This is a genomic window from Streptantibioticus ferralitis (assembly GCF_029223525.1).
In the GTDB taxonomy this organism is placed as follows: Bacteria; Actinomycetota; Actinomycetes; order Streptomycetales; family Streptomycetaceae; genus Streptantibioticus_A; species Streptantibioticus_A ferralitis.
The window spans coordinates 268,530-281,676 of the sequence record NZ_JARHTQ010000006.1 but is presented as its reverse complement, the minus strand read 5'-3'; the positions used below and the strand labels follow the sequence as shown (position 1 = coordinate 281,676).

The 13,147-nt window shown below is 71.7% G+C and carries 10 protein-coding genes and 1 pseudogene; 7 read left to right on the top strand and 4 right to left on the bottom strand.

Features of this window, described 5'->3' with window-relative positions; all coding sequences use genetic code 11:
* Positions 1 to 153: 153 nt before the first annotated feature.
* From P2L57_RS12265 to P2L57_RS12255, 3 genes are all read left to right on the top strand, one after another.
* Positions 154 to 1,236: a S1 family peptidase gene (locus tag P2L57_RS12265; RefSeq protein WP_275812677.1), complete on the top strand. Its 1,083-nt coding sequence runs from the start codon at positions 154 to 156 to the stop codon at positions 1,234 to 1,236.
* A 222-nt stretch (positions 1,237 to 1,458) separates the two neighbouring features.
* Positions 1,459 to 2,175, top strand: coding sequence for a molybdopterin-dependent oxidoreductase (locus P2L57_RS12260; protein WP_275812674.1), 717 nt, complete (start codon positions 1,459 to 1,461; stop codon positions 2,173 to 2,175).
* Positions 2,159 to 2,833 carry a cytochrome b/b6 domain-containing protein gene (locus P2L57_RS12255; RefSeq protein ID WP_275812671.1) on the top strand — a complete coding sequence of 225 codons (675 nt, stop codon included), beginning with the start codon at positions 2,159 to 2,161 and terminating at the stop codon, positions 2,831 to 2,833. The genes P2L57_RS12260 and P2L57_RS12255 overlap by 17 nt, the downstream gene beginning before the upstream one ends.
* Here the strand turns inward: P2L57_RS12255 and P2L57_RS12250 are convergent.
* The 3 genes and pseudogenes from P2L57_RS12250 to P2L57_RS12240 form a co-directional block, all read right to left on the bottom strand.
* Positions 2,795 to 3,316, bottom strand: a complete 522-nt coding sequence (locus tag P2L57_RS12250; RefSeq protein ID WP_275812668.1) for a GNAT family N-acetyltransferase — start codon at positions 3,314 to 3,316, stop codon at positions 2,795 to 2,797. The genes P2L57_RS12255 and P2L57_RS12250 overlap by 39 nt on opposite strands.
* Before the next feature lie 135 nt (positions 3,317 to 3,451).
* Positions 3,452 to 3,976, bottom strand: a complete 525-nt coding sequence (locus P2L57_RS12245) for a GNAT family N-acetyltransferase (RefSeq protein ID WP_275812666.1) — start codon at positions 3,974 to 3,976, stop codon at positions 3,452 to 3,454.
* Positions 3,977 to 4,068: 92 nt separating this feature from the next.
* A pseudogene (locus P2L57_RS12240) lies at positions 4,069 to 4,224 on the bottom strand (glycosyltransferase family 2 protein); the annotation flags it as partial.
* 341 nt (positions 4,225 to 4,565) lie between these two features.
* On the opposite strand from P2L57_RS12240, the gene P2L57_RS12235 reads away from it, so the two are divergent.
* The 3 genes from P2L57_RS12235 (at position 4,566) to P2L57_RS12225 (ending at position 10,125) form a co-directional block, all read left to right on the top strand.
* Positions 4,566 to 7,997 carry a DNA polymerase III subunit alpha gene (locus P2L57_RS12235; protein ID WP_275812663.1) on the top strand — a complete coding sequence of 1,144 codons (3,432 nt, stop codon included), beginning with the start codon at positions 4,566 to 4,568 and terminating at the stop codon, positions 7,995 to 7,997.
* The gene (locus P2L57_RS12230) at positions 7,994 to 9,085 is read left to right on the top strand and encodes a DNA polymerase Y family protein (RefSeq protein ID WP_275812660.1); all 1,092 of its coding nucleotides are present in this window, start codon (positions 7,994 to 7,996) and stop codon (positions 9,083 to 9,085) included. The genes P2L57_RS12235 and P2L57_RS12230 overlap by 4 nt, the downstream gene beginning before the upstream one ends.
* A gap of 182 nt (positions 9,086 to 9,267) precedes the next feature.
* Positions 9,268 to 10,125, top strand: a complete 858-nt coding sequence (locus tag P2L57_RS12225) for an esterase/lipase family protein (RefSeq protein WP_275812657.1) — start codon at positions 9,268 to 9,270, stop codon at positions 10,123 to 10,125.
* Between the two features lie 55 nt (positions 10,126 to 10,180).
* On the opposite strand, the gene P2L57_RS12220 is transcribed toward P2L57_RS12225, so the two are convergent.
* Positions 10,181 to 11,116 (bottom strand): lytic polysaccharide monooxygenase auxiliary activity family 9 protein, encoded by a 936-nt coding sequence (locus P2L57_RS12220; RefSeq protein ID WP_275812654.1) that lies wholly within the window; start codon positions 11,114 to 11,116, stop codon positions 10,181 to 10,183.
* 252 nt (positions 11,117 to 11,368) lie between these two features.
* On the opposite strand from P2L57_RS12220, the gene P2L57_RS12215 reads away from it, so the two are divergent.
* Positions 11,369 to 13,105, top strand: coding sequence for a carboxyl transferase domain-containing protein (locus tag P2L57_RS12215; protein WP_275812651.1), 1,737 nt, complete (start codon positions 11,369 to 11,371; stop codon positions 13,103 to 13,105).
* Positions 13,106 to 13,147: the final 42 nt, after the last annotated feature.

The window sequence follows — 13,147 nt, the reverse complement described above, 5'->3', positions numbered from 1 at the left end:
TTCCAGCCGCACGCAAGACCGGAATTGGGCCTTGCGTGCGGCTAAGTGCTATCGGAATACTCGTCGGCGCCGATTGGCATGCACACGTCTCACCCCTGCTTTCCCTCCGGGCCCGACCAACGGGCGGGCCCAACCCCCACTGGAGGTACCGAGTTGAGGCACCGGCGTATCCCCACCCGACGCATCGCCCTCGCAGGCGCGGGCGCCGCCGCACTCGCGGCCAGCGCCATCCTGCTGCCCAACGCCAACGCGGCCACCACCGCCAACGCCGCCCCGGCGAGCCTGAACCAGGCCACCGCCGTCAAGCTCGCATCCACCCTCGCCTCGCACCTGGGCGACCGTGCGGCCGGCTCGTACTACGACGCACAGGCCAAGCGGCTCGTCGTCAACGTCATCGACCCGTCGGACGCGAGCAGTGTGCGCGGCGCCGGTGCCATGGCCAGGACCGTCAGGTACTCGACCGCCCAACTGCACGCCGCCACCGTCACCTTGGGCAAGCAGGCCCGCATACCCGGCACCGCGTGGTCGGTGGACCCGCGCAGCGACAAGGTGGTGGTCACCGCGGATCCCACCGTCACCGGAGCCAAACGGGACAGACTTAACAAGGCCGTCAAGTCGCTCGGCGACAAGGTGGTGTTCAAGCAGGCGAAGTCCCAGTTCAAGCCGTACATCCTGAGCGGCGACGCCATCTGGGGCAGCGGTGTGCGCTGCTCGCTCGGCTTCAACGTCACCAAGAACGGCGCCCCGTTCTTCCTGACCGCGGGCCACTGCGGCAACGCCTCCAACACCTGGTCGGACTCCCAGGGCGGCTCCGAGGTCGGCCAGACCGTCGACTCGCAGTTCCCCGGCACGGACTACGCGCTGGTCCAGTACGACGACCCGAACAGCGACCACACCAGCGCGGTCGACACCTACGACGGCAACCAGCAGGCGATCACCCATGCCGCCGACGCGACGGTCGGCGAGCAGGTACAGCGCAGCGGCAGCACCTCCGGGCTGCACGGCGGATCGGTCACCGGCCTCGACGCCACCGTCAACTACTCGGAAGGCACGGTCTCCGGCCTGATCGACACCAACGTCTGCGCCGAGCCGGGCGACAGCGGCGGTGCCCTGTTCGACGCTGACGCGGCCCTCGGTCTGACCTCCGGCGGCAGCGGTGACTGCACCTCCGGTGGCGAGACGTTCTTCCAGCCGGTGCCGGCGGCGCTGAACGCCGAGGGGGCGTCGATCCCGTAGCCCACCGGTAGGCCCGTACCACCCTTTCGTACCTTCGTGATCCCCCCACGCGTCGAAGGCCGTCCGTACGCACCCTGTGCGGGCGGTCTTCGACGTTTCGCGGACAGCGTGGACGACGGGAACCGCACGATCGCCCAGGGGAACCTTACGAATCCCTGACGACTTCCCGGCGACGGCCGTTCCCGCTGGTCACCGTGCGGGTACTGGTGGTCGAATCGGAGTATGAGGAAGGACGGCACCGGCGCCCCCGTCGGTCGGCGGGTGGTGCTCGGCATGCTCGGGCTCGGTGCGGCGGGGGTGGCCGCGGGGGGATACCTGCAGAACGGGCTCGACGGCTTCCTGGCCTCCGTCACGGCCAAGGACCCGACCGGTCTGTCCGGGCTGCTGCCCGGCGGCCAGGGCTTCCGCTTCTACTCGGTGGCTGCCTCGGTGCCGCACCGCTCGGACACCGACTACCGGCTGACGGTGGACGGCCTGGTGGACCGCCCGACCACCTACACTCTGGCGCAGCTGAAGGCCATGCGGCCCACCCGGCTGGTACGGGATGTGCAGTGCGTGACCGGCTGGCGGGTGCCGCACTACGCGTTCACCGGAGTCCGGCTCGCCGATCTGCTGGCGGTGGTCGGTGTCCGGCCAGAGGCGAAGGCGCTCAGCTTCACCTGCTTCGACGGCGTGTACAGCGAGAGCCTGACCCTGGACCAGGCCCGACGCCCGGACATGCTGATCGCCTACGAGATGGACGACAAACCGGTGACCGCCGCCCACGGCGGCCCGGTACGGCTGTACGCCGCGCCCATGTACTTCTACAAGTCCGCCAAGTGGCTCTCCGGGATCACCGTCACCGACCATGTGCAGCCCGGCTACTGGGAGCACTACGGGTACGACGTGGACGCATGGGTGGGCAGGTCGAACGGACGCGACGATGCCCCTACGTCTTGAACCGCCCGCCACCGAGACGGCGCTGCGCCGCTTCACCACCGCCGAGCGCTGGATCCACCGCACCACGGCCGTACTGATGGGCATCGCGCTGCTCACCGCCGCCTTCCTGTACCTGCCCGCGCTCGCCGAACTGGTCGGCCGCCGCAGGCTGTTGGTGACCGTGCACGAGTGGTCCGGGCTGCTGCTTCCGCTGCCGCTGCTGGCCGGTCTGGTCTCCCGGGCCTTCCGCGCCGACCTGCGCCGCCTGAACCGTTTCGGCACACACGACCGGCGCTGGCTGAGCGCCGCACTGCGCTACCGGACGGTGCCCCGCCCGGCCCCGGCGGGCAAGTTCAACGCCGGACAGAAGCTGTACGCGGCCTTCGTCGCGGGCGCGGTGCTGGTGATGCTCGGGACCGGCCTGATCATGTGGTTCACCCATCTCACCCCGCTGCTGTGGCGTACCGGGGCCACCTTCGTCCACGACTGGCTGGCGCTGGTGATCGGCGTGCTGGTCGCGGGCCATCTGTGGATGGCGTCGCGCGACCCGGAGGCGCGCCGGGGTCTGCGCACCGGCTGGGTGGCGCGCGCCTGGGCGCGCCGCGAGCATCCGCTGTGGGAGAAGGAGGAGAGCCGGGAGTCAGCCGCCGATGCCGCGGACGGCGAGCCGCATCCGTAGATAGTCCGCGCCGCCCGGGCCGGGCGTGTGATGCCCGTCCGGCCGCCAGCCGTGGCGGGCGTAGAACCCCCGGGCGCGGTCGTTGCGCTCCCAGACGCTGAGCCTGCCGTACGGCACGGACGCGTCCCGCAGCGCCGTGACATACGCCGCGTGCAACCGGCCGCCGATGCCCAACCCCCAACTGCCGGGCCGGACATGGATCTGGTACAGCTCGCCGACGGAACCGGGTTCAGCGTCCTGCTCATGCGGCGGCCCCATTGACAGCACGCCCACCACCGCGCCGTCGCGCACCGCGCACAACGTGACGAGGCCCTCGCCGCTGATCGCCCGCCGCCATCCGGCAAACCGTTCCGCCCGCTCGACCGGGTCGGTCAGTTCCGCCTCCGCTAACCCGCCCGCCCGGTAGTAGGCGGTGCGTGCCTGGGTGTGCACATCGACCATCGCGTCGAGATCGGCGGTCGTCGCGGGTCTGATGTCCGTCATCGCGTTCATGGTCATCGGGACGTGGACGGGCCGGTGGCGGTTCCGCGCGACGGTTCAGTCGGCCAACGGGAAGGCGGTCGGCTGGGCCTGCCGTGGCCACTGGTCGCCGCCCTCACCGCGGCCCAGGGAACGCGGTCACCCGGCGGTGAGTTCCAGACGCCAGTCGTTGCACCGCATGGGGCTGCCCGGCGGATACTCGAAGTCGCACTCGCCCAGCAACGAGAATCCGAGCTTGCGGCACAGCGCGTTCGACGCCGGATTGTCGATGGACGGGAACGCGTGCAGGTGCCGATGCGCCCGCTCCGCCTGAGCACTGGTCACGGCCGCCGCCACCGCGGCCGCGGCGATGCCCCTGCGCTGGAAGGGCGGCAGGACTCCCCAGCCCGTCTCGTACACGGTCTCCTCCCGCCACGCCCGTTCCCAGTACCCCACGCTCCCGACCACCTCGCCCTGCGGCAGCAGCACGATCCGGAACATCCGCCCGGTCCCCGTCCCGGCGATGTCCACGTACCGCGCGTGCCGCGCGAGCACCTGCTCCTCGGTCTCCGGTCCGCCCAGATGCTCCGTCATCTCCGGCGCGTTGAGGCGCCGCAACAGTTCGAGATCGCCATCCGCCCAGGGCTCGATCCGCACCCGTACACCGCTCGTTCGCTCCGTCACCGCAACGCGCTCCCGCCACTTCCGCCCGAACGTCTTCGCCTCGACAGATCACATCACGCGGCTGTGACATCGACGGCTGCCGTCCGGGCGTGTCACACCACCGGCGGCCGCCCCAGCCTGGTCATCCACCACACCGTGCGCCAGCGCATGGGGCGGCGCCGGCCGCAGGGGGTGCGGACGCCCTCGATGAATCCGCCGGTCCATGCCCGCAAGCCCGCCAGGGACCGGCTGCGCAGCAGCGTGAGGAGCGCACGTCCTGTTGGGCCACCGACTCCAGGAGGGCGTTCAACCCCTTCGGGCGGCTTCCCATCGTCAGGATGGCAACGCCCAGTCGAGGCTGAGGCACAGCCGAGCACTCCGCGGTCGGGGACGGGACGGTGGCGGAGATGCTAGCCGTCGGATCACCGGGGACGGCGTTTTCGCCGCGGTCATCGGCTGATGTGAATCGGACATACTGCCCCGTTTCGCGCCCCAAGAACACCGTTACATCATGTTCGAACGAATATTCGAAACCTGGTTTAAGGTGGAGCTGAGGAGGTCCGAGAGACGGATCGAAGGGGAGGGGACGCGTGGGAAGCGGGAGGTGTGTATGTCGGGCTTTACACACCTGCATGCCCTCTCCGGCTTCTCGATGCGGTACGGGGCCAGCCATCCGGAGCGGCTGGCCGAGTGTGCCGCCGAGCGGGGGATGGACGCGCTCGCGCTGACCGACCGGGACACCGTTGCCGGAGCGGTGCGTTTCGCCGGTGCGTGCCGGAAAGCGGGGGTGCGGCCGGTCTTCGGGGCGGGGCTCGCCGTACCGGAGCGGGCGTCCAGGGACGCCGCGCCGCGGCGGCCCTCGCCGGTCCGGGGCGGTGCCTTCATCGACGAGTCGGCGCCGCGCGCGATCTTCCTCGCCCGTGACAGGGCGGCCGGTTGGGCCGCGCTGTGCCGACTGGTCTCGGCAGCGCACCGCGCCACCGGTCTCCCCCGGCTGACCTGGGAGGACCTGACCGGTGTAGGGGCCGAAGGAGTCACCGTACTGCTGGGCGCCGACTCCGAGGTCGGCCGGGAACTGGCCGCCGGGCGACCCGACCGGGCCGCGCGGCTGCTCGCGCCCTGGCGCGAGATGTACGGGGACGCGCTGCGCCTGGAGGCCGCGTACTACGGGCGGCACGGCACCGGCCCCGGCTCGCTGCGGCTGGCCGCCCGCGTCCTCGGCTTCGCCGCCGAGCAGGGGGTGCGGCCGGTGCTGAGCAACGCCGTGCGGTACGCCGACCCCGGCCAGGGCGAGGTCGCGGACGTGCTGGACGCGGCGCGCCTGCTGGTACCCATCGACGCGCGCAAGCAGGAGTCGCTGGACACCGGAGAGCGCTGGCTCAAGGACACCGGCTCCATGGTCAGGATCGCCGAGCGGGTGGCCGAGGCCGCCGGATTCCGGCGCGCGGTCGCGTACCGGCTGCTGGACGAGACGGCGCGTACCGCCGCGGAATGTGTCGTCGATCCGGCCGACGACCTCGGCATGGGCCGGGTGCACCTCCCCGAACCGGGGCTGGTCGGGGCCCGTACCCGCAGCGCCGACCGGGTGCTGCGGTCCCGGTGCGCCGCCGCCATGGTGGTCAGGGGGTACGACCGCAGCCGCGAGCGCTGGAACCGGCTGGAACACGAGCTGGGCATCATCGAACGACTGGGCTACGCCGGGTACTTCCTCACCGTCGCCCGGGTCGTCGACGACACCCGGGCCCTCGGCATCCGGGTCGCGGCGCGCGGCTCGGGCGCGTCCTGCCTGGTCAACCATCTGCTGGGGATCGCGGGCGCCGACCCCGTCGAGCACGATCTGCTGATGGAGCGCTTCCTGTCGGACCGCCGGACCACGCTCCCCGACATCGACATCGACGTGGAGTCCGCCCGGCGGCTTGAGGTCTACCGGACGATCTTCGACCGCTTCGGCGCCGAACGCGTCGCGACCGTCGCCATGCCCGAGACCTACCGGGTCCGGCACGCCGTACGGGATGTGGGCGCCGCCCTCGGTGTGGACCCGGTGGAGACCGACCGGCTGGCGAAGTCCTTCCCGCACATCCGGGCACGTGACGCCCGCGCCGCGCTCGCCGAGCTGCCCGAGCTGCGGGGGATCGACGCGGACCGGTACGGACGGATGTGGGAGCTGGTCGAGGCGCTGGACGGACTGCCGCGCGGGGTCGCCATGCACCCGTGCGGGGTGCTGCTCTCCGACGCCGGACTGCTGGACCGCACCCCGGTCATGCCGACCAGCGGCGAGGGCTTCCCGATGTCGCAGTTCGACAAGGACGACGTGGAGGAACTCGGACTGCTCAAGCTCGATGTGCTGGGAGTGCGGATGCAGTCCGCGATGGCGCACGCGCTGAAGGAGGTGGAGCGCGCCTCGGGAGAGCGGATCGATCTGGACGCCGTGCCGCCGGGTGACCGTGCGACCTTTGAGCTGATCAGGTCCAGCGAGACGCTCGGCTGCTTCCAGATCGAGTCGCCGGGCCAGCGCGACCTGATCGGCCGTCTGCAACCCAGCACCTTCCACGACCTCGTGGTCGACATCTCGCTCTTCCGGCCGGGCCCGGTGGCCGCTGACATGGTGCGCCCGTTCATCGAGGCCAGGCACGGCCGCAAGCAGCCCCGCTATCCGCACCCCGACCTGGTGGAAGTGCTGAGCGAGACATACGGAGTTGTCGTCTTCCACGAGCAAGTGATCGAGATCATCCGGATCATGACCGGCTGCGCCCGGGACGAAGCCGACGAGAAGCGGCGCGCGTTGTCCGTCCCCGATCTGCAGGGGCGGGTACGGGCGTGGTTCGCGGCGCGGGCGCGCGGACGTGACTACCCGCCGGAGGTCATCAGGCACACCTGGGAGATCCTCGAAGCCTTCGGCTCCTACGGCTTCTGCAAGGCGCACGCGGTCGCCTTCGCCGTGCCGACCTATCAGTCGGCCTGGCTCAAGGCCCACCATCCGGCGGCCTTCTACGCCGGAGTGCTCACCCATGATCCCGGTATGTACCCCAAGCGGTTGCTGCTCGCCGACGCACGGCGGCACGGGGTGCCGGTGCTGCCGTTGGACGTCAACCGGTCCGGTACGGATTATCGAATCGAACTGGTGTCTGGCGAGTGGGGTTTGCGGTTGGCCCTCTCCGAGGTGCACGGCATCAGCGGGGAGGAGGCCGCCCGGCTGGTCGCCGGACAGCCGTACGCCTCGCTCTCGGACCTCTGGCAGCGGGGGCGCCCCAGCCGCCCGATCGCCGAACGGCTGGTCAGGGTCGGCGCGTTGGACGCCTTCGGCGCGAACCGGCGGGATCTGCTGCTGCAGACCGCCGAACTGCACCGTGGCCGCAAGGCGTCCGCGCACGACGGCCAACTCCCACTGCCCGTCGGGGAGTCCACGGGGGGCGGGGTCTCGGCCGGGCTGCCCGACATGGACGACGACGAGCGGCTGGGTGCCGAACTCGGTGTGCTCGGCATGGACGCCTCCCGGCACCTGATGGACGACCACCGCGCGTTCCTGGGGGAGTTGGGCGTGGTCCCGGCGAACCGGCTGAGCGGGGTACGGCACGGCGAGACCGTCCTGGTGGCCGGGGCGAAGGCGGCCACCCAGACCCCGCCGATCCGCTCCGGCCGCCGGGTCATCTTCACCACCCTCGACGACGGCACCGGCCTGGTCGACCTCGCCTTCTTCGACGACAGCCACGCCGCCTGCGCGCACACCGTCTTCCACTCCTGGCTGCTGCTGGTGCGAGGAGTGGTGCAGCGGCGCGGTCCGCGCAGCCTCAGTGTGGTCGGCGCCGCCGCGTGGAACCTCGGGGAACTGGCCGAACTGCGCCGGGAAGGCGGGCTGGACGCGGTCGCGGCGCGACTGGCGGCGCCGGACGGACCGCCGGACGACACGGACGGTTCCGGCGGCCGCCGTCTCCACCTGCCCACCGGCTACCAGCTCCACCCGTGGGCCGACCTGCAGCCGCCCGGCGAAGGCGCCGCCACCGGCCGCAAGCTGTGGCACTCCAGCCCGGGGAGCGCGGGATGACACGACGTCAGGTGAGCGATGCCGTCACCCGCTACGCCGAACCGTTCGGGGCGCCCGGCGGCGGGCGGCAGCTCACGCTCGTACCCGCACCGGAAGCGGCCCCCGCACCGCATGTGCTGTACGCGCACTTCCACTCCGACACCCTCGGGGAGGAGGCGTACGGGTGGCTGCTCGCCCTGCTCGGTGAGATCACTCCGGTGGTGGAGGCGCTGCCGCCCGATGCCGCGCTCGCCGATGTCCGGGGCAGCCTGCGGTACTTCGGGCGTACGGCCGAGGAGTTGGCCGCGCTGATCAGGGTGCGGGCGCTGGCCCGCTACGGTGTCGACTGCACCGTCGGCGTCGCCGCCAACCCGGTGCTGGCCCGGATGGTCGCGCACGACGGTCCGCCGGGCGCGGTCCGTACGCTGCCCGCCGCGCCGGACGCGATCGCCGCCTTCCTCGCCCGTAAGCCCGCCGCCGCCCTGCACGGCGTCGGCCCCGCCACCGCGCGGCTGCTCGGCGACTACGGCCTGGACACCGTCGGCCGGATAGCCGCCGTGCCGCTCGGCACCCTGCAGCGGATCCTCGGCGCGAGCGCCGGGCGGCGGATGTACGAGCGGGCCCGCGGTATCGATCCGACGCCGGTCACGCCGAACGCACCGGCCCGTTCCATCGGAGGCGAACGGCGCTTCGACCGCGATGAGTTGGACCCGGTACGGCACCGCCGCGCGCTGCTGTCGCTCACCGACGAGCTGGGCGCGCGGCTACGCGGTGCGGGCCAGGTCGCCCGCTCCCTCGCCCTCACCGTCCGTTACGCCGACCGGTCGGCCACCACCCGTACCCGTGCCCTGCCGGAGCCGACCGGGCACACCGCGGCGCTCACCGACACCGCGTACCGGATGTACGCGTCGCTCGGGCTGCAGCGTGCGCGGGTACGGGCGGTCGCGCTGCGCGCCGAAGGCCTCGCGGACGCCGAACTCGCCGCCCACCAGCTCACCTTGGACCCGGGCGACGACCGGGCCCGCCGGATCGAGGAGGTCACCGACCGAGCCCGGGCCCGCTTCGGCGCGGGCGTGGTCGGTCCGGCGGCGGTGCTCGGGGTGGCGTAAGTGGCCTATGTGGTGGTGTCACTTCCGCTAAGCCCTGGCCAATTCTTTACCTGCGTGAAACTAGCGAGTGTTGTTACTTGCCCGTAACTTGAGATTCACACAGCATCTTGTGGTCCGGATCACAAGGCAGCAACTCGGAGAGCCGCTCCCCTCAGCCCTGCCTGAATTGTGAGGAGACCACGTTGAAGCTGCCCCTGAAGCGACGGAGCCGGACTGTCGGCCTCATCTCCGCACTGGCGCTCGCCGCGGCCACGGCCGTCGCGACACCCGCGGTGGCGGACACCGCCCCGAGCAGCGGATGGAACAACTACAACTGCCAACCGTCGGCAGCCCACCCGCGGCCTGTCGTCCTCGTACACGGCACTCTCGGCAACGGAACCGACAACTGGCTCGCCCTCGCCCCCTACCTGGTGAACCGCGGGTACTGCGTCTTCTCCTTCGACTACGGACAACTACCCGGCGTGCCGATCTTCGACGGCCTGGGCCCGATCGCCGACTCGGCCCAGCAACTGTCCGGCGAGGTCGACAAGGTGCTGGCGGCCACCGGTGCGGACAAGGTGGACCTGGTCGGCCACTCCCAGGGCGGCATGATGCCGCGTTACTACCTGAAGTTCCTCGGCGGCGCCGACAAGGTGAACACCCTGGTCGGCATCGCTCCCTCCAACCACGGGACCACCCTCGACGGGCTGACCAAGCTACTGCCGTACTTCCCCGGCGCGGCCGAGGCGTTGCAGCATGCGGCACCCGGGCTGTCCGACCAGGTGGCCGGGTCGCCGTTCATCGAGAAGCTCAACGAGGGCGGGGACACCGTCCCCGGGGTCCACTACACCGTGATCGCGACCAGGTACGACGAGGTCGTCACTCCGTACACCTCGCAGTTCCTCAACGGGCCCGACGTGCACAACGTCGTGGTACAGGACCTGTGCCCGCTCGACATCTCCGAGCATGTGACCATCGGCCTGGTGGACCGGGTGGCGTACCACGAGACGGCCAACGCCCTCGACCCCGAGCACGCCACCCACACGACCTGTCTGTCATGAACCACGTGTGAACCACAGGTGCGTCAGACATCCCCGTCGCAGGCCGGCACCGCCATCAGCGGCGCCGGCCTCCGGCGCTGGCCCTGCGGCGAGCGCTGGTCATCAGGATCGCGGAGCCGACCGCGATGACGGCGGCGCCGCCGATGGCCAGCGGCACCGTACTGCCGGAACCGCCCGTCTCGGCAAGGGACTTGGCGTTCAACGGCGCCGCGGAGCCGTCCGGACCGGGCTGGTTGACGGCGGCCGGGCGCATGCCCGGCATGTCCTTCATCGAGGACCTGGCGGCGCCCGCGGCCAGCTGGCTGTCGCTGGGCGCGGAAGCCGTTGGCGCCGGGGAACCCGTCCCACCGCCCTGCCGGCCGCCGCCGAAGACCACGTCCGAGCAGGTGTAGAAGGCTTCCGGACTGTCAGAGCGCTGCCAGATGCTGTAGATGAGATGGTGCCCGGTCCGCTGCGGCACCTTGCCGGAGAAGGTGTAACTGCCGTTGGCCGGCGGCGGGTTGGTGGCCGTGGCGAACGGCTGCGACTCCAGGTCCGACCACTTCAGCGGCTTGCCGGGGTCGTATCCGTCCTTGGTGATGTACAAGGCGAAGGTGCCCTTGTGCGCGGCCGTCGCCCGGTAGGAGAACGTGAACGAGCCGCTGTTCATGGGAGTCGCGGGCCAGTCGGCGCGCGCCAGGTCCAGCCCCTTGAACTCGTCGGCGCCAGCGCTGCACAGCTTCCCGTCCGGGATGATCTGCTTGCTGCGGCCGCCCGCGTCACCGATCCGCACCCCGTTCCAGTCGTAGAGCGCCTGGGTACCGCCGACCTGCACCGCCGCCTGGCAGGCCGCTGACATCGGGTGCTCCGGGCCCTCCTGGTAGCAGGCGAGCACCCGGCTCACCGGGTTCCGCAGGGAACCGTGCGCGTTGGCCGGGGTCGCGGTCAACGCCGTGAACACCAGCGGCGACCCGACAACGATGGCGAAGGCGACCTTACGGCGTATGGGCATCGTGGCTTCTCCTGTTGGTGGGGGAGGCTGCCCTCGGGGCGGCAGCACAGGGGGAGAGATCAGCACGCTAATGCCGCCCCGACCGCCGGTTCGGCGACTTACGGGCCCGTTAAGGCGGCGCTAAGCGAGGGCACAGGATGTCCCCGGGCGCGGGCTAGGTACCGCCGCGGTTGCCCATGTGGCCGGTGAGCTGGCCCACAGCGGGCAGCCGCTCGGCGGCGGTGGAGAACGCGGTCATGGCAGGGTGATGCCATGAGCGCACTGCAGCTGTTCGAGACCGTCGTCGACCCGGGGACCTGGCACAGCTGGGACCAGCCGGTGGCGGTTCCGCTGTCGGCGGATCCCGACTACCGGGCCGACCTTGAACGGGCCCGGCAGCGCACCGGCCTCGATGAGTCGGTGGTGACCGGCGAGGGGCGGATCAAGGGCCGCAGGGTCGCCCTGGTGGCGTGTGAGTTCGGCTTTCTGGGCGGGTCGATCGGGGTCGCGGCGGGGGAGCTGCTGGTACGGGCGGTGGAACGCGCCACCCGGGAGGGGCTGCCGCTGCTCGCCTCCCCGGCCTCCGGCGGAACGCGCATGCAGGAGGGGACCATCGCTTTCCTCCAGATGGTCAAGGTGGCCGCGGCCGTCGCCGACCACAAGGCCGCGGGCCTGCCCTACCTCGTCTACCTTCGGCATCCGACGACCGGGGGAGTGCTGGCCTCCTGGGGATCGCTGGGACACGTCACCGCGGCGGAACCCGGCGCGCTCATCGGCTTCCTCGGCCCCCGGGTCCATCAGGCGCTCTACGGTGAGGAGTTCCCGAAGGGCGTCCAGGTCGCCGAGAACCTGCTCGCCCACGGCCTGCTGGACGCGGTGCTCCCACCCGATCAGCTCGCGGGAGCCGCGGCCCGCGCGCTGCACGTACTGTGCGGCGGGCAGGGTGACGCCGGGGGTGTCGGCGCTGGTCTGGGCGGTGGCGGGGGTGTTGGCGCCGGTCTCGGTGAAGCCGGGGGTGCTGGGCTGAGTGACGCCAGGGGCGTTGAGGCTGGCCTGGGTGATGGCGCTGACTCGGGTGACGCCACGGGCGCTGACGCCGGGGGTGTCGGCTTGGGTGACGCCGGAGAGGCTGGCGCCGGCCTGGTTGCCGCTGGAGGCGTTGACCCCGGCGCGGAGCGATCCGCCTTGTCAGAGTCGCGGCCTACGGTGGAATCGGGGGCGGCACCGCTCACACCACCCGAAGCGCCGCCCACCGCCGAATCGATCCGCCGCTCACGTCGGCCCGAACGCCCGGGCCTGCGCGCACTGCTGCGCACCGCCGGACGCGCGGTCACCCCGCTCAGCGGTACGGGCGCGGGGGAGCGCGACCCCGGGCTGCTGCTGGCGCTGGCCCGGTTCGGCTCGTCACCCTGTGTGGTGCTCGGCCATGACCGACAGGGCGCGGACGGGCCGCAGTTGGGGCCCGCGGGTCTGCGCGAGGCGCGGCGCGGTATGCGGATCGCCGCCGAACTCGGCCTGCCGCTGCTCACCGTCATAGACACCGCGGGCGCCGCGCTTTCCCAGGAGGCGGAGGAAGGCGGCCTCGCCGGTGAGATCGCCCGCTGCCTCGCCGACCTGGTGACGCTTCCGGCGCCCACGTTGTGCCTGCTACTGGGCCAGGGCGCGGGCGGTGGCGCGCTCGCCCTGCTACCCGCTGACCGGGTGTTGGCGGCCCGGCACGCCTGGCTCTCCCCGCTCCCGCCGGAGGGCGCCTCGGCGATCCTGTACCGGACGACGGAGCGCGCGTACGAGGTCGCCGACCGGCAGGGCGTCCGCTCCGCCGACCTGCGGTCGCACCGCATCGTCGACCGGATCGTCGAGGAGGGCCCGGACGCGGCCGATGCCCCGGAATCCTTCCTGACCAGGCTCGGCGGCATTCTCGGCGCCGAACTGGGCGCCCTGCGCGTGATGGACGAAAGCGCGCGGCTGGCTGCCCGACGGGCTCGCTACCGCGGCCTGGGGCTGGGGTGAACTCCCTGGTCAGGGCCGGTTGTCAGTGGGGGATGCGAAGAT